The organism is Delftia sp. HK171, assembly GCF_001886655.1.
In the GTDB taxonomy this organism is placed as follows: Bacteria; Pseudomonadota; Gammaproteobacteria; order Burkholderiales; family Burkholderiaceae_C; genus Comamonas; species Comamonas acidovorans.
Map to the genome: position 1 here is coordinate 2,253,018 of NZ_CP018101.1, position 21,531 is coordinate 2,274,548.

The window sequence follows — 21,531 nt, forward strand, 5'->3', positions numbered from 1 at the left end:
TTCCGCCGGGAAAAAAGAATGCCTGCAGGCGCAAAGCCTGCAGGCATTCTTTTTTGAGCGGACTGCGTTATCAGTTCGGCTGGCGGCCCAGCAGCAGGTACTCCATCAGAGCCTTCTGCACATGCATCCGGTTCTCTGCCTCATCCCAGACCACGGACTGCGGCCCGTCGATGACCTCGGCCTCCACTTCCTCGCCGCGGTGGGCGGGCAGGCAGTGCATGAACAGGGCATCGCCACGTGCGGCGGCCATCATTTCGGCGTCCACGCACCAGTCGGCAAAGGCCTTCTTGCGGGCTTCGTTCTCGGCCTCGTAGCCCATGCTGGTCCACACGTCGGTGGTCACCAGGTCGGCGCCCTTGCAGGCGTCCAGCGGGTCCTTGAAGACCTTGTAGCAGCCCTCGCGCGGGGTCTTGCCGCCAAAGGCCAGCTTCTCGTCCACCTCGTAGCCGCCCGGTGTGCTGACGTGGACGGTGAAGCCCAGCAGGTCGGCCGCCTGCAGCCAGGTATTGGCCATGTTGTTGCCGTCGCCGACCCAGGCGACGGTCTTGCCCTGGATCGAGCCGCGGTGCTCGATGAAGGTGAAGATGTCGGCCAGGATCTGGCAGGGGTGGAACTCGTTGGTCAGGCCGTTGATGACGGGAACGCGCGAGTATTCGGCAAAGCGCACGATCTTGTCCTGGCCATAGGTGCGGATCATCACCAGGTCGGTCATGCGGCTGATGACGCGTGCGCTGTCCTCGATGGGCTCGGCGCGGCCCAGCTGGCTGTCGCCCGTGGTCAGGTGGACCACCGAGCCGCCGAGCTGGTACATGCCCGCCTCGAAGCTCACGCGGGTGCGCGTGCTGGCCTTCTCGAAGATCATGGCCAGCGTGCGGTCGCTGAGCGTGTGGTGCTTTTCGTAGCCCTTGAACTTCTTCTTGATCAGGGCCGCGCGTTCGAGCACATAGGCGTACTCGTCGGCCGTGAAGTCGGAAAACTGCAGATAGTGCTTGATGGCAGTCATAGGCAGGTACTCATTCGGACAGGAATTGCACGATCAGGGGCTTGAGCTTGGCGACCACTTCGTCGGCTTCGGCCTCGGTCATGATCAGCGGCGGCACCAGGCGCACCACGGTGTCGGCGGTCACGCTGAACAGCAGGCCGGCTTCGGCGCCACGGCCCAGCAGGGCGCCGCAGGGCTTGTTCAGCTCGATGCCGATGATCAGGCCCTGGCCGCGCACATCGACCACGCCCTTGACCTCGGCCAGTTCCTTTTGCAGCGAGGCCTTCAGGTGGTCGCCCACCTTGGTGGTGTGGGCCAGCAGGCCGTCCTCTTCCATGATGCGGATGGTTTCGATGCCCGCGCGCATGGCCAGCGGATTGCCGCCGAAGGTGGAGCCATGGTTGCCCGGCTGCAGCACGGTGGCCGCCTTGCCATGGGCCACGACGGCGCCGATGGGCACGCCCGAGCCCAGGCCCTTGGCCAGGGTCATCACGTCGGGGATGATGCCGGCCCACTGGTGGGCGAACCACTTGCCCGTGCGGCCCATGCCGGCCTGGACTTCGTCGAACATCATCAGCCAGCCGTTGGCATCGCACAGTGCGCGCACCTGCTGCATGTACTCGATGCGCATGGGGTGCAGGCCGCCTTCGCCCTGGATGGGCTCCATCATCACGGCCACCACGTCGGGGTTGCCGGCCGTGGCCTTCTGGAGCGCCTCGAAGTCATTGACCGGCACGCGCAGGAAGCCGTCGAGCAGGGGGCCGAAGCCGTCGCGCACCTTGGGGTTGCCCGTGGCCGTCATGGTGGCGATGGAGCGGCCGTGGAAGGCATGCTCGTAGACCACGATCACCGGCTTGGCGATGCCCTTGTCCACGCCGTACTTGCGCGCGATCTTGATGGCGGCCTCGTTGGCCTCCAGGCCCGTGCTGCAGAAGAAGACATTGGTCATCTTCGCGCGCTCGGTCAGCAGCTTGGCCAGCGTTTCCTGGCCGGGCACGTGGTAGTAGTTGGAGGTGTGGATGAGCTTGGCCACCTGGTCCTGCAGCACAGGCACCAGCTTGGGGTGGTTGTGGCCCAGCGTGTTCACTGCAATGCCGCCCAGCGCATCGAGGTACTGCTTGCCGTTGACGTCCCACACGCGGCAGCCCTGGCCTCGCTCCAGAGCGATCGGTACGCGGCCATAGGTGTTCATCACGTGGGGCGAGGCAGCCTCAATGAAAGCGGTCATTGCAAAAATCTCCTGAGCTGGAAAGTAAACGGCATCCGGGCGTTGCCGCCGCAGATGCCTGAAAAACAGCGAAGCCCGATTCTAGGGGCCGCGCGATGGCCTACCGTTGCGGTTTGCGCATCACAGCCATGCAATGAACCTACGCCACACTTGGGTAGTGCGCTGCAACAAGGCCTCAGCTCTTATATAAGAGATAAAATGCCGGCTTGGCCTGCTGGCAGCGATCCTGCCTGTGGGCTCTGACTTTTTTGAAGGACTTGCGCAAACAGGATGTGGCAGGGCGCCGTGCCCCTTGGCAGGTCGCCTGTGTTGTTCCTTGTTGCGCAAGTCGTATTTTGGCGTGCATCCTGATGGTCTCTCCCTCCAGCAAAGAACTGTTCATCCAGGGCATCACCCACGAAGGCAAGACTTTCCGGCCCAGCGACTGGGCTGAGCGGCTGGCAGGCGTCATGAGCCAGTTTCGCCCCGGTGGTGCCCAGCGCGGCAGCCACCTGAGCTACTCGCCCTGGTGTGTTCCCACAACGCTCAATGGCGTCAAGTGCGTGGTCGTGCACCGCGACCTGCGCGACTACGAGCCCATGGCCTGGGATTTCTGCCTGAACTTCGCCAAGGACAACAACCTGCAGGTTGCCGAGGCCTGCCTGATACCGGACGAGCCGGCCCGCTGAGGCCGGCTTCTTTTTTTGCGGGTCGTTCCCGTCCGATGTGAAGCGCGCCTGGGGTGCGTTTTTTTTTGCCTGTGCTCCGGAGGGTGGGGCTTTTTTGGTGGATCCTGCGGATGCAGGGGCATCGTTCAGGCACAAAAAAACCGCCCGAAGGCGGTTTTCTCGTTCGCTGACAGCGCACCCGTTACAAACGGCAGATGGCCGGAGCCATCCGTGCGGTTGCCTAATTGGATTAGGCGGCGGCCAGGGCCTTGACCTTGGCGGACAGGCGGCTCTTGTCGCGAGCGGCCTTGTTCTTGTGGAAGATGCCCTTGTCGGCGATCGTGTCCAGAACGGATTGGGCTGCGGCAAACAGTTCGGTTGCCTTGGCCTTGTCGCCAGTCAGAACGGCCTTTTCGACCTTCTTGACGGCAGTGCGGTACTTGGAACGCAGCGAGGTGTTGGCTGCGTTGAGCTTGGTGTCCTGGCGGACGCGCTTGCGGCCGGAGGCGAGACGGGGGTTCTTCTTTGCGGGCTTAGATGCCATGATATGTATTCCTAGTGTCTGAGGATGTTGTCGGCGAAGCGCGGGATTATAGCACGCAGCCCGGACAGGGCCTTGAGGGCCCAGGCCGCGCGGGCCGGCCTGTTGCAACGGAGTGCAAGAGCGGCCAGGCCCGCCTGGAGCGCCGGCCGGCGGGGCATGCCAGCGCATACACTCCCCACGGTGTCACTGTTCAAAGCCGCCTCCACCGTTTCCCTGCTGACGCTGGCCTCCCGAATCACCGGGCTGGTGCGCGATCTGCTCATGGCCTCCATGTTCGGAGCCAATGCGCTGACCGATGCGTTCAATGTCGCCTTCAGGATTCCCAATCTCTTTCGGCGGCTGTTCGCCGAGGGGGCCTTCAGCCAGGCCTTCGTGCCGGTGCTGGCCGCCAGCAAGGCCAAGGAGGGAGAAGAGGCCACGCGCACGCTGATCTCGCACGTGGCCACGCTGCTGTTCTGGGTGCTGCTGGTGACCTGCGTGCTGGGCGTGGTGGGCGCGCCGCTTCTGGTCTGGCTGCTGGCCAGCGGCCTGCGCCAGTCGCCCGAGGGCTATGACGCCGCCGTGCTGATGACACGCTGGATGTTCCCCTACATCGGCTTCATGTCGCTGGTGGCGCTGTCGGCCGGTGTGCTCAATACCTGGCGGCGCTTTGCCGTCTCGGCCGCCACGCCGGTGCTGCTGAACCTGGCCATGATCGCCGCCGCCTTCTGGGGCGCGCCCTGGCTGCAGGCGCGCGGCATCGAGCCCATCTATGCCATGGCCGGTGGCGTGATGTTGGGCGGCGTGCTGCAGCTGGCAGTGCAGCTGCCTGCGCTGGCGCGCCTGGGCCTGCTGCCGCGCATCGGCTTTTCGCCAGCTGCGCTGCGCCAAGCCTGGGCCGAGGCCGGCGTGCGCCGCATCCTCAAGCTGATGGCGCCGGCCCTGCTGGGCGTGGGCGTGGCCCAGGTCTCGCTGATGATCAACACCCAGATCGCCTCCTATCTGCAACCGGGCAGCGTGACCTGGCTGTTCTATGCCGACCGGCTCATGGAGTTTCCGACGGCGCTGCTGGGCGTGGCGCTGGGCGTGGTGCTCACCCCCCAGCTGGCCGCTGCCAAGGCGGCCGACGACTCGGAGCGCTACTCGGCCATGCTGGACTGGGGGCTGCGCCTGGTGGTGCTGCTGTCCGTGCCGTGCGCCGTGGGCCTGCTCACTTTTGCCGAGCCGCTGGTGGCCACGCTGTTCCACCGCGGTGCGCTGCAGGACAGCGACGTGGGCCAGATCGCCCTGGCGCTGGTCGGCTACGGCGCAGGCCTGGTGGGCCTGGTGGCTATCAAGGTGCTGGCGCCAGGCTACTACGCCAGCCAGGACATCCGCACGCCCGTCAAGATCGCCATCGTGGTGCTGGTCATCACCCAACTGCTCAACCTGGTCCTGGTGCCCTTCATGGCGCATACCGGCCTGGCGCTGTCCATCGGCCTGGCGGCCCTGGTCAATGCGGGCTGGCTGCTTTGGGGGCTGCTGCGCCGGGGTGTCTACCGTCCCAAGCCGGGTTGGGGCCGGCTGGGCTTGCAGGTAATCGCGGCCAGCAGCCTGCTGGCCGTGCTGCTGACCTGGGGCAGCCAGCATTTCGACTGGATCGCGCTGCGCGCCAACGGCTGGCAGCGTGTGGGCCTGCTCGCCGCGCTGATGGCCGCCTCGGTGCTGCTGTACTTCGGTGCGCTGTGGGCGGCGGGGCTCAAGCTGCGCGCACTGCTGCGGCGCTGAGAGGCATTGCCCAAACCCGCATAATTGCAGGCTTGGGCGCTGCAATATACAAAGCATCATGAGCTGGAGTTACGAAGACACGCCAACGGCCCTGCAATACTTTGCAGCGCTGGTGCAAAGCGATGACCACCTGCCGTTGATGGAGGCGGCAATCAGCATCGCCCAGGATGCCGTGCCCGATCTCGACCTGCAGGCGGCCAGCGCCGAGCTGGACCGGCTGCAGGTGCGCCTGCTCCAGCGCCTGGCCGGCGAAACCGATTCGCTGCAGCGCCTGCGCGTGCTCAACCAGTTCTTCTATGGCGAGCTGGGCTTTGGCGGCAATCTCAACGATTACTACGACCCGTCCAACAGCTACATCCACCACGTGCTGCAGACGCGGCGCGGCATTCCCATCAGTGTGGCGCTGATCTGGCTGGAGCTGGCTGCGGCCATCGATCTGCCGGCACAGGGCGTGAGCTTTCCCGGGCATTTCCTGGTCAAGCTGCGTCTGCCCCAGGGGCAGGTGGTGATGGACCCGCTGAGCGGTGAATCCTTCTCGGCCAACAGCCTGGCCGAACGGCTGGAGCCCTTCTGGCAGAACGCCGGCCTGTCCGCCGAGGAGGCGGCTCCGCTGGGCATGTACCTGCAGGGCGCATCGCCGCGCGACATCCTGGAGCGCATGCTGCGCAATCTGCAGGAGATTCACCATGCGCGGCGCGACTGGCCGCTGCTGGTGGCCGTGCTCAACCGGCTGGCCGTGCTGCGGCCCGACATGCCGGAGATCTTCCGGGACCGGGGGCTGGCCTATGCGCAATGGGGAGTGACCGAGCGTGCGCTCGAAGACCTGGAGCGCTTCCTGCATTCCCAGCAGGGCGCGCAGGCCGTGGCCGTGCGCGAGGTGATCCGGCGGCTCAGGGGGCTGTAGCGGCGGCAGCCCCCAGGGTCGGAGCGCTGCTCAGACCAGCCGGACGGCTTCCAGCTCTTTCTTGAGATAGGCGTAGAACAGTGGCGCCGCCACCAGGCCTGCGGGGCCGAACACCGACTCGGCCACGAACATCACGGCCAGCAGCTCCCACACGCCCATGTGCGTGCGCTGGCCCACCACCTTGGCGTTGATCACGTACTCGGCCTTGTGGATCAGGATCAGAAAGCCCAGGCAGGCCGCGGCGGCCACCGGGGAGACCGACAGCCCCACGATGGTGATCACCGCATTGCACAGCAGGTTGCCCACGATGGGCACCAGGCCCGCGATGAAGGTCAGCGTGATCAGGGCTGGCGTGTAGGGCAGGGTCAGGTTCCAGTGCGGCAGCACGCCCAGCAGGAAGATGGCCGTCAGGAAGGTGTTGAAGGCCGCAATCCAGAACTGCGCCGCCACGATCTGGCGGAAGGCCAGCCCCATGAGCCGGATGCGTTCGCGCAGCGCAGCCACCAGGGGCGGGCGGCGCGTGGTGATGGGACGCACGGCGGCCAGCGCGCCGATGATCAGGCCCACATAGGCGTACAGCAGGCCGGTAAGCCAGGCGCGGCCCGCATGGGCCAGGGCGCCGGCCTTGGCCGCCAGGTAGCTGGCCAGCAGGTGCTGGATTTCCTGCGCGCCGTCCGGCAACTGGTCGGCCATGTCGGCGGGCAGCTTGTCACGCAGCTCCAGCACCGTGTGGGCCAGATAGTCGAGCAGCTCGCGGTACTGCTGCGGCGCGTCGGTGATGTAGGTGCGTGTATGCGAGAGCGCGCCGCTCAGCAGGGCCAGCGGCGCAAGAATGACGATGGTGGCTGCCACCAATTGGGTCCAGCGCGGCAGCGAGCCGCGCCGGGCCTTGGGCTGGGCCCGTGCCAGCAGCCCGGCAAGAGCGCGCGTGACCAGAAAGCCCACGCAGACACAGAGCATGCCCGGCAACAGGCCCTGCCACATGATCAGCAGCAGGGCGCCTGCCATCAGCACATAGCTGGAAAGCGTCACGCCGCGCGTGGGCGCGGGCTGCGGGGAGATGATGGGCGAGGGCAGGTGCTGGGTCATGCGCTGCGGGCCCGTGGTCAGCGGACCTCGACAGGCTCGCCCTCGCCGCGTGCGGCGATGCGTCCGATGGTGTAGACCGTCTCGCCCAGTTGCTTGAGCGTGGCGGCCGTGGCTTGGGCAGCCTCTGCAGGCACGACAACGACCATGCCGATGCCGTTGTTGAAGGTGCGGTTCATTTCCACGGCGTCGATGCCGGCCGTCTTCTGCAGCCAGGCGAACAGCTCGGTCTGGGGCCAGCTGCCGGCATCCAGGTGGGCGGCCAGGCCTTCGGGCAGCACGCGGGGGATGTTCTCCAGCAGGCCGCCGCCGGTGATGTGGGCCAGCGCCTTGATGGGGTGCTGCTCCAGTGCGGCCAGCACGTTCTTCACGTACAGGCGCGTGGGTTCCATGATGGCCTGCTTGAACGGCTTGCCGTCCAGCGATTCGGGCAGGCTGCCCTGGGCTTCGGCGCGCTCGATGCACTTGCGCACCAGGGAAAAGCCATTCGAGTGCACGCCGGCCGAGGCCAGACCCAGCACCACGTCGCCTGCGGCCACGCTCTGGCCCGTCAGGATCTTGGATTTTTCGACGGCGCCGACGGCAAAGCCCGCCAGGTCGTATTCACCGGCCGGGTACATGCCGGGCATTTCGGCGGTTTCGCCGCCGATCAGTGCGCAGCCCGACAGCTCGCAGCCGCGTGCAATGCCGCCGACCACGGCAGCGGCCGTGTCCACGTCCAGCTTGCCGCAGGCGAAATAGTCAAGGAAGAACAGGGGCTCGGCGCCCTGGACCAGCACGTCGTTGACGCTCATGGCCACCAGGTCGATGCCCACGGTGTCGTGCATGTTCCACTCGAAGGCCAGCTTGAGCTTGGTGCCCACGCCATCGGTGCCCGAGACCAGCACGGGTTCCTTGTAGCGCTTGGGCACCTCGAACAGCGCGCCGAAGCCTCCGATGCCGGCCATCACGCCTTCGCGCATGGTCTTCTTGGCCAGCGGCTTGATGCGCTCGACCAGCGCATCGCCAGCGACGATGTCGACGCCGGCGTCTTTGTAGGAAATCGGGGTAGAGGAGGGGGCAGAAGAGCTCATGGATGGGTACGGTGCGGTAGGCCCGATGCCGGGCTGGAACCCCGGGATTCTACGGCGCCGGCCGCCGGCAGGCGCGCGCGCCAGTGGGCTTCGAGGGGGCTTTCGTTGCACATGCGGGCCGGCTGCCGCCGTGCCGGGCGCCGCGCAGACTAAAATCCCTCGTCCGCCCGGGAGCTCCCGGGCGTTGTCCGCCTTGCCGCAGCGCTGCGCCGAGGCGGGCCTGTCTTTGCTCTCAACCCAATGCCGTTGCCGATTCCTCTGCCTGCTTTTGCCGCATGGACCCGCCTGGACACAGGAAAGGGGGCGCTGCGCGTATGTCGCAGATGAAGCAGCTGGCTCTGGATATCAGCATGGCGTCGAGTCCGACGCTGTCGCGCTTTTTCGTCGGTCCCAATGCCGCAGTGATCGATCATCTGCGCCACTGGGTGGGCGACGGCCGCATGCAGACCGCCCGCACGCCGGTGCCCACCTATCTTTGGGGCGAGTCGGGCTCGGGCAAGACCCACCTGCTCAAGGCCGTGCGTGAGGCGCTGCGCGAGCAGGGCGCCATGGTGGGCTGGATGGATGCATCCACCCTGTTCCCGCCGCCGTTCGACGAGCGCTGGGCGGCGGTGCTGATGGACGACGTGGACATCTACACTCCGCTGCAGCAGGCGCGGGCCTTCAACTGGTTCGTGAATGCGACGAGCCCGGCCACGGGCTCGCCGCGCTGGGTGCTGGGTGCCGGCCCCCTGCCGCCGGCCGACCTCAAGCTGCGCGAGGATCTGCGCACGCGGCTGGGCTGGGGCCATGTGTTCCAGCTGCAACTGCTCGATGAAACCGCGCGCCGCGCGGTGCTGCGCCAGGAGGCCGATGCCCGTGGCGTTTTTCTGGGCGACGATGTGATGGACTACATGCTCAAGCGCTTCTCACGCGACCTGGGCAGCCTGATGCAGCTGCTCGACATGCTCGACGGCTTTGCGCTTCGCAACAAGCGCGCCATCACCATCCCGTTGCTCAAGACGATGCTGGAAACCGAATGAGCCCACATTCTCGTGTGGGCAGGGACTGCGGGAGCCGGCGGAGCCTGCGTTGCAAGGGCAGCGCGGGACCCATTTTTTTAGGATATGCATGACCTCTGATCAGAAGCAACTCCGGCCCCGGCTGGCGTTGTTCGACCTGGACCATACGCTGCTGCCGCTCGATTCGGACTACGAGTGGGGCGAGTTCACGACGCGCATCGGCTGGACCGATCCGGCCGAGTTCGGCCGCCGCAACGCCGAGTTCTTCGCGCACTACCAGGCCGGCACGCTCGACGTGCACGACTATGTGCGCTTTGCCACCGAGGCTTTCTGCGGCCGTGGCGCGCAACAGGCCGGCGAGGCGCATGAGCGCTTCATGCGCGAGGTGATCACCCCCGCGATCCGTCCCCAGGCACTGGAGCTGCTGCGCACGCACCAGCAGGCGGGCGACCAGATCATCATCGTCACGGCCACCAACGAGTTCGTGACGCGCCCCATCGCCGCCGCACTGGGCGTGCAGGAGCTGATTGCCGTGGAACTGGAGCGCGACGCCCAGGGCTGGTTCACGGGCGAGATCCGTGGAACGCCCAGCATGCGCGACGGCAAGGTCCAGCGCATGCAGCAGTGGCTGGATGCGCGTGGCCTGGACTGGGGCGGCGTGGAGAGCTTCTTCTACAGCGACTCCTGGAACGACGTGCCCCTGCTCGAACGCGTGGACCATCCCGTGGCCACCAACCCCGACGCACGGCTGCGCGCCCTGGCCCAGGAACGTGGCTGGCGCATTCTGGACCTGTTTGGCGAAGCACCATGATCAAGAACATCATCGACAAGCTGCTGGGCAAGACCTCGGCTGCCCCCCGCGCCCGCAAGTCCCCCTTCGGCAAGCGCCAGGAAGTGCCCGTGCAGGTGCACGGCATCGACCCCAACCTGGTGGACCGGCGTGCCATCGACGTGGTCGAGACGCTGCAGGATGCCGGCTATGAGGCCTATATCGTCGGCGGCGCCGTGCGCGACCTGCTGCTGGGCCTGCGCCCCAAGGACTTCGACGTGGCCACCAATGCCACGCCCGAGCAGGTCAAGGGCCTGTTCCGCCGCGCCTTCATCATCGGCAAGCGCTTTCGCATCGTGCACGTGGTCTATGGCCGCGGGCGCGAGAACGAGGTCATCGAAGTCTCCACCTTCCGCGCCTTCCTGGACAACAGCGCGGCCGAGGCCGTGAGCGGCAACGAGCGCACCAGCAAGGCCCAGCTCGCCGGCATGCACCATGCGGTGGACGCCAGCGGCCGCGTGCTGCGCGACAACGTCTGGGGCCCGCAGGACCAGGACGCCACGCGCCGCGACTTCACCATCAACGCCATGTACTACGACCCGCGCACGCAGATCGTGGTGGACTATCACAAGGGCATCGACGACGCCAAGAAGCGCATGCTGCGCATGATCGGCGACCCGGCCACGCGCTACCGCGAAGACCCGGTGCGCATCATCCGCGCCGTGCGCTTCGCGGCCAAGCTGGCGGGCAAGGGCTTCAAGATCGAGCCCAAGACCGCCAAGCCCCTGGTGGAATGCGAGCCCTTGCTGGCCGATGTGCCGCAAAGCCGCTTGTTCGATGAAATGCTCAAGCTGCTGCAGACCGGCCACGCGCTGGCCTCGGTGGAGCAGTTGCGTGGCCTGGGCCTGGCACGCGGCATCTACTCGCTGCTGGATGTGGTGGTCGAGCGCGCGGAGCAGCCCTTTGTGCGCGCCGCGCTGACCGACACCGACCGCCGTGTCGAGGAAGGCAAGCCCGTGGCGCCCAGCTTCCTGCTGGCCTGCGTGCTGTGGCATGACGTCAAGACCGGCTGGGAGCGACGCCTGAACCAGCGCCAGCACCCCTTCCCCGCGCTGCAGGAATCCATCGACGAAGTGTTCGACCAGCGCATCGGCGATGTCTCGGGCCGCGGCAAGCTGGCCGCCGACATGCGCGAGATCTGGGTCATGCAGCCGCGCTTCGACAAGCGCACGGGCGCCACGCCGTTCAGCCTGGTGGCCCAGCCGCGCTTTCGCGCGGGCTTCGACTTCATGCGCCTGCGCGCCGACATCGGCGAGGTCGATGAAAGCCTGGCCAGCTGGTGGCAGGAATTCCAGAACGCCGACGACGCGCGCCGCGACGACCTGATCGCCCAGGCCCGCGACGAGCAGCGCGCCCGCCAGCGCAGCGCCGAGCCCAAGGTGCACCGCGTGGCCAAGGCTCGCCCTGCGCGCGAGGAGGCCGGCGCTGGCGAAGCGCAGCAGGCCGACGCACCTGCTGCCGCCTTGCCCCAGGTGGAGGGTGAGGAAGGATCAGCGCCCAAGAAGCGCCGCCGCCGTCGCCGCAAGCCACAGGGCGGTGGTGATGGCGCCGTGGGCGGGGATGACTGAGCCGGGGCACTGGGTCGCCATTGGCCTGGGCGCCAATCTGGGCGACCGGGGCCAGGCGCTGGCCCAGGCGCTGCAGGCCATTGGCGGCCTGCCTGGCACGCGCCTTGTGGCCGTGTCCTCTCTCTACAGCACGGCGCCCGTCGATTCCAGCGGTCCGGACTATCTGAACGCCGTGGCCGCCGTGCACACCACGCTGCAGCCGCTGGCGCTGCTCGATGCGCTGCAGGCCATCGAACTGGCGGCCGGCCGTGAGCGTCCCTACCGCAACGCGCCGCGCACGCTGGACCTGGACATCGAACTGTGGGACGACGAGCGCATCGCGCTGCCGCGCCTGAGCGTGCCGCACCCGCGCATGCACGAGCGCGCCTTCGTGCTCGTGCCGCTGGCCGAGATCGCGCCTGAGCGCATCACGCCAGGGCAATTGCAGGCCGTGGCGGGGCAGGGCATTTGTCTGGCGCACAAGCCTGGCTGGCATCTCCGACAAGCCTGAATCCCGACAGTGGCCTGAATGAAAAAGCCGCAGCGCCCTGAGGGCGGCTGCGGCTTTTTGCCAGTCGGGACGCGGTGGATCGGCTCAGTCCACCTTCGCTCCGGAGGCCTTGACGATGGGCTGGTACTTGGCGCGCTCGGCGGCCATGAACCTGTCGAATTCGGCGGGCGTGGAGGACACGGGCTCGGCCATCAGGGTCTCGAAGCGGGTCTTGGTCTCGGGCGCGGCCAGTGCATCGCCAAAGGCCTTACTCAGCTTGTCCAGCACGGGCTTGGGCGTGCCGGCCGGGGCCACCAGGCCCCACCAGGTGTCGATGGAAAAGCCGGGGAAGGTCTTGGACAGTGCGGGCACGCCGGGCAGCAGCGTGGTGGGGTTCAGCGTGGTCACGGCCAGCGCCTTGAGCTTGCCCGAGCGGATGTTGGGCGCTGCGGCGGCCAGGTTGTCGATGTTGAAGTCCACCTCGCCCGACAGCAGGGCCAGCTGGGCCGGGTTGGCTCCGCGGTAGGGCACGTGCAGCGCGAAGATGCCGGCCTTTTGCTTGAGCATTTCGCCGGCCAGGTGGCCCGCGCTGCCGTTGCCGCCGCTGCCGTAGTTGAGCTTGCCGGGGTTGGCCTTGGCGTAGGCGATCAGGTCGGCCACGCTGTGGATCTTGAGCTGCTCGGCACGGGCCGCGTTCATCACCAGCACATTGGGCACGCGCACCATCTGGGTGATGCCGGCGAAGTCCTTGCCCGCGTCATAGGGCATCTTGGCGTACAGCCAGGGATTGACGGCATGGGTGGCCGTGGCGGCCAGGCCGATGGTCATGCCGTCCGGCGTGGCGCGGGCAATGGCGTCGGCGCCGATGTTGCCGCCGGCGCCGGCCTTGTTGTCGATGATCACCACTCCCAGGGAGTCACGCACCCGCTCGGCCAGCGCGCGCGAGGTGATGTCCAGCGGACCGCCGGGCGCATAGGGCACGATCAGGCGGATGGGCTCTTGCGCCAGGGCAAGCGGGGAGGCCAGGGCAGCAGCGGCCGCCATGACCGAGAGAAGGCTGTTTCTACGGTTCATAGGGGCGCTATTGTGCAAAAAAATTGCGACACCTGGCTGCGCGTAGGTATGCAGAGCAGTTTTTCTGCGTATTGATTGATCTGCCCTGGCTTCAGGCCGCCTTGTCGGCTTCCGTGGTGAATGCGTCGGCGTAGAACTCTTCGTCGGGCAGGCCACGCTGGTGCACATAGGCCTGGTGCGCGGAATCGACCACGATGGGCGCGCCGCAGGCATAGACCTGGTGGCCCGAGAGGTCGGCAAAATCGTCCAGCACGGCCTGGTGCACGAAGCCCGTGCGGCCGGTCCAGGCGTCTTCGGGCAGGGCATCCGAGACCACGGGCACGTAGCACAGCTGCGGCATGGCTTCGGCCTGTTCGCGCACCCAGGCGTCCATGTAGAGGTCTTCGGGGCGGCGGCCGCCCCAATACAGGGTGACGGAGCGGTGGATGTCCTTGTGGCGGATGTGCTCCAGCAATGCCTTGATGGGGGCGAAGCCCGTGCCCGAGGCCAGCAGGATGATGGGCTTGTCGCTGTCCTCGCGCAGGAAGAAGCTGCCGAACGGGCCTTCCACGCGGAGGATTTCCTTTTCCTTCATGGCGCCGAACACATGGTCGGTGAACTTGCCGCCGGGCATGTGGCGGATGTGCAGCTCCAGCCCCGGTGCCGTGTCCTGCACGTGGGGGGCCGTGGCCATGGAGTAGGCGCGGCGGGCGCCGTCGCGCAGGATGAACTCCACGTATTGGCCTGCGTGGTAGCGGAACTTGTCTGCGGCGGGCAGTTGCAGGCGCACCTGCATCACGTCGTGCGACTTCTTCTCCAGCGTGGCCACGCGCACGGGCATTTTCTTGATGGGAAAGGCGCTGGCATCGGTGACCTGGCGCGACTCCAGCACCACCGAGGTGGCCGGCCTGGCGCAGCAGGTGAGCACATAGCCGTCGGCCTCTTCCTGGGCGGTCAGCGCCTTGTCGGCATGCGGGCCATGGGTGACATCGCCACTGAGCTTCTTGCACTTGCAGGAACCGCAGGCACCGTCCTTGCAGCCATAGGGCAGGCCCACGCCGGAGCGGATGGCGGCGGCCAGGATGGTCTCGCTGCCCTGCGTGGCGAAGGCGCGGCCGCTGGGCTGTACGGTGATTTCGTGGGAAGCGTTGGCTATCTCGGTCATGTTCTCGGTATCCTCGGGGGCGCTGGCGGGCGCGTGGAGCGCGCCGGCGATCTTCTTTCCCGGACGGACATGCCGCTGCCGCGACCGGCGGCGCGCGGGTGGCCGCCCTCGCAACAGGCCAGGATTTTGCCCTCAAACCAAAACCCATTGGGCGCGCTGCCGGCGCGCTTTCGACGCGAACGCGTGCTCATCGTCGGCTGCGGCGACGTGGGGCTGCGCGTGGCTGGTGCATTGGCGGGCGCGCCCGGCGCGCGCTCCGGTGCCGCACGACGGGGCCCGCGCGTGCTGGCCCTGACGCGTGGCGCCGAGCGCCTGCAGGATCTGCGCGGGCGCGGCATCACGCCGCTGCTGGGCGATCTGGACGCACCAGCCACGCTGCGCCGTCTGGCCGGCCTGGCCACGCGCGTCGTCCACCTGGCGCCGCCACCCAATCCGCCCGCTGGCGAAGAGGGCTGGTGGCTGGACCCGCGCACCACGGCCCTGCTGCGCGTGCTGCGCCGTCGCGGCCGGCCGGCGAGCCTGGTCTATGGCTCGACCTCCGGCGTCTATGGCAACTGCGAGGGCGCCTGGATCGACGAAAGCCGCCCGCCCGCACCGGCCACGGCGCGTGCCCAGCGCCGCGTGAACGCCGAGCGTGCCGTGCGCTTTGCCGGGCGCGGCGGCCTGCGCGCCAGCATTTTGCGCATCCCGGGCATCTATGCGCCGGACCGGGAAAACGGTACGCCGCGCGGGCGGCTGCTGCGCGGCACGCCCCTGCTGTGTGCCGCAGAGGATGTCTACACCAACCACATCCATGCCGATGATCTGGCCCGCGCCTGCGTGCGGGCGCTGTGGCGCGGCCGGCCGCAGCGCATGTACCACGCCAGCGACGATACGCAGCTGCGCATGGGGGACTATTTCGACTTTGCGGCCGATCTCTACGGCCTGCCGCGCCCCGCGCGCATCACGCGCGAGCAGGCACAGCGCGAGCTGCCGGCCAGCCTGCTGAGCTTCATGGGGGAGTCACGCCGCCTGCGCAACCAGCGCCTGAAGGCCGAGCTGGGCCTGCGCCTGCGCTACCCCACCGTGGAGCAGGGCCTGCGCGCGTGAATCAGCGCGGATGGATGCCGCCGTTGGTGTCGTAGCAGCGAAATACGTTGCAGTGCGAGATGGGCGCCGAAGGCGGCAGCGGCTGCGGCGGCACGGGGCGCCCGACGATCCACGGCCGGTTGATGGCATTGGGCTGCAATGCGCGCGATTGCTGCAGCTGCTCATAGGCCTTGGGGCCCAGGCAGGCCATTTCCATTTGCTGCTGGGCGGCCTGACTGCGCGGGCCCCAGGTGGCGGGATCGGGATTGGACTCGGCCAGGATGGTGTCCAGACGGCGGCGCGCCTGCTGGCAGGCAGGTGAGTCGCCGCTGTCGCGCTGCGCCGAGTTCTCGCGCTCGCGCCGGCTGCGCGCCTCGCGCTCCTGCTGTTGGGCGCGTGCGCGGCGCTCGGCCTCTTCGCGGGTCAGTTGCTGGTTCTTGCGCTCTATGGCGGCGGCAGCCTGCGCGCGCTCGCGTTCCAGCTCTTCGGGGCTGGGGGCTTCCTGCACCTGCACGCGGTTTTCGCCGTCCTTGCAACTGCTGTTGGTGTAGGTGACGCGGCCGGTCTTGGCGTCCGTGCAGCGGATGACCTGGGCCGAGGCCGGGCCTGCGGTGAGTGCCACCACCAGCGTTGCAAGCATCGGTACAAGCGCCGCCAGTGCCCGGCGCTGGCAAAGGTCTTGGGTGCGGTGCATGGCGGTTTCCTTTCCCATCACAAACGGCACAGGGATGTGGTGCATTGCCGATTATGGTGCGCAGCGCAGGGGGCTGGACATGCCGCTGGTCAGCCGTTCAACGCCAGTGGCGCGGATCCTGCGTGGGGTAGGGGTTGCCGCCGCCCTGGCTTTCGCGCTGCATGCGCTCGATGGCGCGTTGCTGCTGCTCGCGGTCACGCTGCTGCTGTTCCCGGTCGCGTTGCTGGCGTTCACGATCGCGTTGCTGCTGGCCCTGGTCGCGCTCGCGGTCCCGCTGCTGGCGCTCGGCTTCGCGGCGCTGCTGCTCCTGCATGCGCTCGCGCAACTGGCGGTCGCGGTCCTGTGCCTGGCGGTCCCGGTCCCGGTCGCGCTCGCGCATTTCACGCTCGCGCTCCTGGCGGTCGCGCCAGGCGTCGCGGTTGCGCTCCTGCTGAATGCGCTCGCGCTCGTACTGCAGGCGATCGCGCTCACGCTGCAGGCGCTGGCGCTCGTACCAGCCGTTGTCGGGATAGGCGGGCTGCGTGGGATAGGAGGGGTAGATGACGCCGCCGCCAGAGGGGTAGCTGGGGTAGGTCGGATAGCTGGGGTAGCCGGAGCCCATGTCCGAGTAGCCATCGGGCGGCACGGCGCAGGCGGTGACCAGGGCGGCGAGGCCAAGGCCGGCCAGCAGGCGCAGCATGCGCAGGGGGCGCAGGTCACGCTGCTGGTGTGACTGCGCGGTGGGGGCGTTGGAACGGGGCATGGTATGGGGTCCGGGCAAAGGCGTGTTTCCTGTCTGGATCTCTTCCTATGACGTTTGACAGGCCGTATTGGTTGACCTGGGTCGTCCTTGCAAGGCAACAAGGGCGACAGCGGAGCTTCTATTTTGATAGCAATTCGCCCATATTCTGTAGGTGTTGCCAGATGAATTGCGCAGGCGTGGTGCGCAAGGGCGCCTGCCGCCCCGATCGCGGCAATGGCTTGCGGGCGCGGCTAGAATGGCCTCTGTCTTTGGCGGTGCGCAGTCCGTGCGCCGCAAAGCAGCGTTCTCAGGGCGGGGCGAAATTCCCCACCGGCGGTATCTGGATCTGTCTTTCGGCATGTGTCCAGGAGCCCGCGAGCGCCCGGCAAGCCGCAAGGCCGGCCGGGGTCAGCAGATCTGGTGAGATGCCAGAGCCGACGGTCACAGTCCGGATGAAAGAGATCGCGCAGCACCTGCATGGCAGGCGCCATGCCCATGGTTTTCCCATGGGCTGCGCCGCGCCATGCGGCGCCATGGCGCGCGCCCTGATTCATTTGTCTCATCTTGAAAGAGCACCATGAATCAGACTCCTGTCTCCTTGAATTTCTCCGCACACGGCACGGCCTCGGGCACGCCGTGGAGGGCCGTCGCGGGCCGCAGCCGCGTGGCCGTCATCTGCGCGAGCTGGCATACCGATGTCGTGCACCAGGCGCGCGACTCCATGGCGGCCGAACTGCAGGCCCAGGGCGTGGCCGCGCAGAACATCAGCCACTTCAATGTGCCCGGCGCCTTCGAGATCCCGCTGCTGGCCAAGAAGCTGGCCGACACTGGCCGCTTCGACGCCATCGTCGCCTGCGCTCTGGTGGTCAATGGCGGCATCTACCGCCATGAGTTCGTGTCCTCGGCCGTGATCGACGGGCTGATGCGCGTGCAGCTCGACACCGAGGTGCCCGTGTTCTCCGCCGTGCTCACGCCGCGCGACTTCCACGAGCACGGCGACCATGTGGAGTTCTTCCGCGCCCACTTCGTGAAGAAGGGCGTGGAGGTGGCCCATGCCTGCCTGGCGGCCCTGGACCAGCTGGCCCAGGTGCAGGCGCTGGGCCAGGCCCGCGCGGCCTGAGTTGCAAGCGCCGCCTGCGTCGCCGGTTGCGGCGCGCCACCCAGCACAGCTTTGGGTGGGGACGGATGCTCGTAAACACTGAGTTGGTGCCGAGTGTCGCGGCCCCGTCACGCGGCATTGCCAAGCCGCGATGACGGGAATAACGTGACGGCCTGTTTCAACTGAGGAGTGCGCGATGAAGATGTCCCGGAAGTTGTGTATTGCGGCCGTCGTGGCCGTCGTGGCCGGCATGGGTGGCGTGGCCATGGCCCAGGAGCAGGTGATCCGCATCGGCCACATCGGCCCGGTGTCCGGTCCCCAGGCCAATTTCGGCAAGGACAACGAAAACGGCGTGCGCATGGCCATCGACGAGCTCAATGCCAAGGGCATGGAGATCGCCGGCAAGAAGGTCAAGTTCCAGCTGGTGGCCGAAGACGATGTGGCCGATCCCAAGCAGGGCACGGCCGCTTCGCAGAAGCTGTGCGACGACAAGGTCGCGGGCGCAGTGGCCTTCCTCAACTCGGGTGTGGCCATTCCCTCGTCCAAGGTCTTCCAGGACTGCGGCATTCCCATGATCACGGGCGCGGCCACCAACCCCGACCTGACCAAGCCCGGCTGGAACACCACCTACCGCGTGATCGCCAATGACAACGCGCTGGGCGCGGCACTGGCCAAGTACGCGGCGCAGACGCTCAAGCTCAAGACCGTGGCCATCATCGATGACCGCACGGCCTACGGCCAGGGCCTGGCCAATGTGTTCAAGAAGGATGCGGAAAAGCTGGGCGTGAAGGTCGTGGCCTCGGAGTTCACGAACGACAAGGCCACGGACTTCATGGCCATCCTGACCTCGATCAAGGCCAAGAAGCCCGATGGCATCTTCTACGGCGGCATGTACGGCCAGGCCGGCCCCATGCTGCGCCAGATGGCCCAACTGGGCCTGAACGATGCCAAGTACTTCGGCGGCGACGGCCTGTGCGTGCCCGAGCTGGCCAAGGTGGCGGCCGGTGCCAAGCCGCTGGACAACGTGATCTGCGCCGATGGCGGCGCCTCGCTGGCCAAGATGCCCGGCGGCACGGAATGGAAAAAGCGCTACGACGCCAAGTACCCCGGCCAGTTCCAGGTCTACAGCCCGTACTTCTACGATGCCACCATGATGCTGGCCGACGCCATGAAGCGCGCCAACTCCTGGGACCCCAAGGTCTACATCCCCTTCCTGCAGAAGGCCGACTACTCGGGCGTGACCTCGAAGATCGCCTTCGAGAAGAATGGCGAGATGAAGAATCCCTCGTACACGCTGAGCGTGTTCAAGAACGGCCAGAAGACAGCCCTCGACTGAGCGAGCGTCCTTCCTTCGTTTTCATGCCCGCCCCGTGCGGGCTTTTTTTCGTGCGCTGTCCATGATCCTCAGGCCGGGGCCGGCGCATCGACCACGCCCGGCAACCGGGCCAGATAGGCCTGCAAGGCAGCGATGGCCTGGCGCACCTTGGCGGGCTGTGCCTGGCGCTGCGGGGTGACGGCCCAGATGTCGAGGCCGCCGAAGTCCCAGTCGGGCAGCAGGCGCACCAGGCGGCCTTCGGCCACCGTGTCGGCCACGTCCATGCTGCCCAGCAGGGCCAGGCCCAGGCCGGCCTCGCACATCTGCTGGATGGACAGCTGGTTGTTGCTGGCCACATGCGGCAGCACCTGCAGGCTGTAGGTCTCGCCCGTGTCAGGGTGGCGCGCCTCGGCACGCAGGGCCTGGCCCTGGCCCTCGCGCGCCAGGCCCAGCCAGCGCATGCTGGCCAGCGGTGCCGGGTGGCGCCAGGCACCGCTACCACCCTGGGCCTGTATCCATGCGGGCGAGGCGCACAGCCAGTTGCGCATGGCGCCCAGGCGCCGGGCGGCCCAGCCGGAATCGGCCAGCCGGCCGAAGCGCAAGGCCAGGTCGATGCGGCTTTGTATGAGGTCGATGGGCGCGTCGTCCACATCCAGGTGCAGGCGCAGTGCGGGGTGCCGGGCCAGCCAGTGGCCCAGGGCCGGCGCGATGTGGCGGGCAAAGCCCACGGTGGCTGACAGGCGCAGCTCGCCGCCGGGCTCGTCGCGCGCGGCCGCCAGCTCGGCCCGCGCCTGGCTGGCGGCCTGGGCCATGGCGGCGCACTGCTGGTAGTAGCGCTCGCCCGTGTCGGTCAGCGCGATCTGTCGGGTGGAGCGGTGCAGCAGGGTGACGCCGCCGTCGCGTTCGAGCTGGCGCACCTGCTGGCTCACGGCCGACGGGCTCATGCCCAGGGCACGCGCGGCGGCGCTCATGGAGCCGTGCTGCACCACGGCGGCGAAAACGGCCATGCGTTTGTAGTCATCCATGGGCTGTATTGTGAAGCTGCACTTCAAGGTCTTGGTAAAAATTGCCGTCTACCGCATGCATTGTGAACGGCGTAATCTCAATGCCATCGTGAACAGGCGCCCTGGCGCCATAAGGGACCGAAGATGAAAGTGGCATTGATTGGCGCAACCGGCTTTGTGGGTTCGGCGGTATTGAAGGAGCTGCTGCAGCGCGGCCATGAGGTCGTGGCCCTGGTGCGCGACCCCGCCAAGCTGGCGGCCCAGCCGCGGCTGCAGGCCGTGCAGGCCGATGTACTGGACGCCGCCGCCGTGCAGCGCGCCGTGGCGGGCGCGGACGCCGTGGTCAGCGCCTACAACGCGGGCTGGGGCAATCCCGACATCTATGAGGACTTCATGCGCGGCTCGCGCGCCATCGTGGCGGGCACCAAGGCGGCCGGCATCAAGCGCTACCTGGTGGTCGGCGGCGCAGGCAGCCTCTACATCGCACCCGGCAAGCAACTGGTGGACACGCCCGAGTTCCCGGCCGCCATCAAGCCTGGCGCCTCGGCTGCCCGCGATGCCCTCAACGATCTGCAAAAGGAGCAGGGCCTGGACTGGACGATGCTGAGCCCGCCCATTGCCCTGCATCTGGGCGACCATGGCGAACGCACAGGCCAATACCGCACGGGCAAGGATGAGCCGCTGATGCAGGCCGATGGCCAGCCCGGCACGATTTCGGCGGCGGACCTGGCCGTGGCCCTGGTCGACGCGCTGGACAAGGGCCTGCACCTGCGCCAGCGTTTCACCGTCGCTTACTGAACACCTGCGCCAGTCCACTGGTGCCGCAGCGGTCTCCATGGCATGCTGGTGTCCGTCATGAACAGGCAGGAGCACAGCCATGATCGACCACACGGGAATCCTCGTATCGGACTTCGAGCGCAGCAAGGATTTCTATGCACGCGCCCTGGCGCCGCTGGGCTATGAAATCCTCATGGAGCTTTCTGCCGAAGTCACGGGCCATACGAACACTGCGGGCTTCGGCGAGCCGCCCAAGCCCGACTTCTGGATCAGCGGGGGCAGGCCCAACCAGCCGCCCATCCATGTGGCCTTCCGCGTGGACAACCGCCACATGGTCGACGACTTCCATGCTGCGGCCCTGGCGGCAGGCGGGCGCTGCAACGGCGAGCCCGGCCTGCGACCGCATTACCACGACGACTATTACGCGGCCTTCGTGCTCGACCCCGACGGCCACAACATCGAGGCCGTCTGCCACCTGCCTCCGGCCTGAGTCTCCCTGGCGGCACTGGGGCCTGCGCGGCAGCTGACATCAGGCGGTCGCATGGCGCAGCACAATAT

General features: G+C 67.5%; 22 protein-coding genes and 1 riboswitch. Of the genes, 12 read left to right on the forward strand and 10 right to left on the reverse strand.

The features are described from left to right. Positions 1-70: 70 nt before the first annotated feature. Positions 71-1,003, reverse strand: coding sequence for an ornithine carbamoyltransferase (gene argF / locus BO996_RS10225; RefSeq protein ID WP_012204101.1), 933 nt, complete (start codon positions 1,001-1,003; stop codon positions 71-73). A gap of 10 nt (positions 1,004-1,013) precedes the next feature. Beyond that, positions 1,014-2,210, reverse strand: coding sequence for an aspartate aminotransferase family protein (locus tag BO996_RS10230; RefSeq protein ID WP_071954669.1), 1,197 nt, complete (start codon positions 2,208-2,210; stop codon positions 1,014-1,016). Positions 2,211-2,560: 350 nt separating this feature from the next. On the opposite strand from BO996_RS10230, the gene BO996_RS10235 reads away from it, so the two are divergent. Beyond that, entirely contained in the window at positions 2,561-2,878 is a 318-nt protein-coding gene (locus tag BO996_RS10235) for a DUF3579 domain-containing protein (RefSeq protein ID WP_012204103.1), read from the forward strand. 229 nt (positions 2,879-3,107) lie between these two features. Here BO996_RS10235 and rpsT read toward each other — a convergent pair whose 3' ends face one another. Then, on the reverse strand, positions 3,108-3,401 hold the full coding sequence (rpsT, locus tag BO996_RS10240) for a 30S ribosomal protein S20 (protein ID WP_012204104.1): 294 nt from the start codon (positions 3,399-3,401) through the stop codon (positions 3,108-3,110). A gap of 180 nt (positions 3,402-3,581) precedes the next feature. On the opposite strand from rpsT, the gene murJ reads away from it, so the two are divergent. Both murJ and BO996_RS10250 read left to right on the forward strand, forming a co-directional pair. Beyond that, positions 3,582-5,147, forward strand: a complete 1,566-nt coding sequence (gene murJ, locus BO996_RS10245; protein ID WP_071957065.1) for a murein biosynthesis integral membrane protein MurJ — start codon at positions 3,582-3,584, stop codon at positions 5,145-5,147. A gap of 58 nt (positions 5,148-5,205) precedes the next feature. After that, positions 5,206-6,051: a SirB1 family protein gene (locus BO996_RS10250; protein WP_013803659.1), complete on the forward strand. Its 846-nt coding sequence runs from the start codon at positions 5,206-5,208 to the stop codon at positions 6,049-6,051. Between the two features lie 30 nt (positions 6,052-6,081). On the opposite strand, the gene BO996_RS10255 is transcribed toward BO996_RS10250, so the two are convergent. Together BO996_RS10255 and purM are read right to left on the reverse strand one after the other, a co-directional pair. Then, entirely contained in the window at positions 6,082-7,140 is a 1,059-nt protein-coding gene (locus BO996_RS10255; RefSeq protein ID WP_012204107.1) for an AI-2E family transporter, read from the reverse strand. 17 nt (positions 7,141-7,157) lie between these two features. Next, complete coding sequence (purM, locus tag BO996_RS10260; RefSeq protein WP_013803658.1) at positions 7,158-8,210, reverse strand: phosphoribosylformylglycinamidine cyclo-ligase; 1,053 nt, start codon at positions 8,208-8,210, stop codon at positions 7,158-7,160. 323 nt (positions 8,211-8,533) lie between these two features. On the opposite strand from purM, the gene hda reads away from it, so the two are divergent. The 4 genes from hda to folK all read left to right on the forward strand — a co-directional run bounded on the left by hda (position 8,534) and on the right by folK (position 12,098). After that, positions 8,534-9,232, forward strand: coding sequence for a DnaA regulatory inactivator Hda (gene hda, locus BO996_RS10265; protein ID WP_026062235.1), 699 nt, complete (start codon positions 8,534-8,536; stop codon positions 9,230-9,232). A gap of 88 nt (positions 9,233-9,320) precedes the next feature. Beyond that, positions 9,321-10,022, forward strand: coding sequence for an HAD family hydrolase (locus tag BO996_RS10270; protein WP_012204110.1), 702 nt, complete (start codon positions 9,321-9,323; stop codon positions 10,020-10,022). Beyond that, positions 10,019-11,608 carry a polynucleotide adenylyltransferase PcnB gene (gene pcnB, locus BO996_RS10275; RefSeq protein WP_043824061.1) on the forward strand — a complete coding sequence of 530 codons (1,590 nt, stop codon included), beginning with the start codon at positions 10,019-10,021 and terminating at the stop codon, positions 11,606-11,608. Before BO996_RS10270 ends, pcnB begins: the two co-directional genes overlap by 4 nt. Next, positions 11,583-12,098 carry a 2-amino-4-hydroxy-6-hydroxymethyldihydropteridine diphosphokinase gene (gene folK / locus BO996_RS10280; RefSeq protein WP_043824063.1) on the forward strand — a complete coding sequence of 172 codons (516 nt, stop codon included), beginning with the start codon at positions 11,583-11,585 and terminating at the stop codon, positions 12,096-12,098. Before pcnB ends, folK begins: the two co-directional genes overlap by 26 nt. Before the next feature lie 84 nt (positions 12,099-12,182). Here folK and BO996_RS10285 read toward each other — a convergent pair whose 3' ends face one another. After that, the gene (locus BO996_RS10285; protein ID WP_043781175.1) at positions 12,183-13,151 is read right to left on the reverse strand and encodes a Bug family tripartite tricarboxylate transporter substrate binding protein; all 969 of its coding nucleotides are present in this window, start codon (positions 13,149-13,151) and stop codon (positions 12,183-12,185) included. Between the two features lie 91 nt (positions 13,152-13,242). Further along, positions 13,243-14,295 carry a CDP-6-deoxy-delta-3,4-glucoseen reductase gene (locus BO996_RS10290; RefSeq protein WP_043824065.1) on the reverse strand — a complete coding sequence of 351 codons (1,053 nt, stop codon included), beginning with the start codon at positions 14,293-14,295 and terminating at the stop codon, positions 13,243-13,245. Between the two features lie 69 nt (positions 14,296-14,364). Here BO996_RS10290 and BO996_RS10295 point away from each other — a divergent pair, with 69 nt between their 5' ends. Further along, positions 14,365-15,384, forward strand: a complete 1,020-nt coding sequence (locus BO996_RS10295; protein ID WP_198041278.1) for an SDR family oxidoreductase — start codon at positions 14,365-14,367, stop codon at positions 15,382-15,384. A 1-nt stretch (position 15,385) separates the two neighbouring features. On the opposite strand, the gene BO996_RS10300 is transcribed toward BO996_RS10295, so the two are convergent. Both BO996_RS10300 and BO996_RS10305 read right to left on the reverse strand, forming a co-directional pair. Then, positions 15,386-16,057 carry a DUF4124 domain-containing protein gene (locus BO996_RS10300; RefSeq protein WP_043824151.1) on the reverse strand — a complete coding sequence of 224 codons (672 nt, stop codon included), beginning with the start codon at positions 16,055-16,057 and terminating at the stop codon, positions 15,386-15,388. Between the two features lie 97 nt (positions 16,058-16,154). Next, the gene (locus BO996_RS10305) at positions 16,155-16,799 is read right to left on the reverse strand and encodes a hypothetical protein (RefSeq protein WP_043824066.1); all 645 of its coding nucleotides are present in this window, start codon (positions 16,797-16,799) and stop codon (positions 16,155-16,157) included. Between the two features lie 278 nt (positions 16,800-17,077). After that, positions 17,078-17,246: riboswitch (FMN riboswitch) on the forward strand. Between the two features lie 109 nt (positions 17,247-17,355). Between BO996_RS10305 and BO996_RS10310 the strand changes: the two genes are divergently transcribed. Together BO996_RS10310 and BO996_RS10315 are read left to right on the forward strand one after the other, a co-directional pair. Beyond that, a complete protein-coding gene (locus tag BO996_RS10310; RefSeq protein ID WP_013803651.1) occupies positions 17,356-17,898 on the forward strand; it encodes a 6,7-dimethyl-8-ribityllumazine synthase in 543 nt (180 codons plus the stop codon). Between the two features lie 175 nt (positions 17,899-18,073). Then, complete coding sequence (locus BO996_RS10315; protein ID WP_071954671.1) at positions 18,074-19,213, forward strand: branched-chain amino acid ABC transporter substrate-binding protein; 1,140 nt, start codon at positions 18,074-18,076, stop codon at positions 19,211-19,213. A 68-nt stretch (positions 19,214-19,281) separates the two neighbouring features. Here the strand turns inward: BO996_RS10315 and BO996_RS10320 are convergent, their stop codons facing one another. Continuing rightward, positions 19,282-20,217 (reverse strand): LysR family transcriptional regulator, encoded by a 936-nt coding sequence (locus BO996_RS10320; RefSeq protein ID WP_043824067.1) that lies wholly within the window; start codon positions 20,215-20,217, stop codon positions 19,282-19,284. A 123-nt stretch (positions 20,218-20,340) separates the two neighbouring features. Here BO996_RS10320 and BO996_RS10325 point away from each other — a divergent pair, with 123 nt between their 5' ends. Further along, positions 20,341-20,994: an NAD(P)-dependent oxidoreductase gene (locus tag BO996_RS10325; protein WP_012204122.1), complete on the forward strand. Its 654-nt coding sequence runs from the start codon at positions 20,341-20,343 to the stop codon at positions 20,992-20,994. Positions 20,995-21,073: 79 nt separating this feature from the next. Then, complete coding sequence (locus BO996_RS10330; RefSeq protein WP_071954672.1) at positions 21,074-21,463, forward strand: VOC family protein; 390 nt, start codon at positions 21,074-21,076, stop codon at positions 21,461-21,463. The last annotated feature ends 68 nt before the right edge of the window (positions 21,464-21,531 follow it).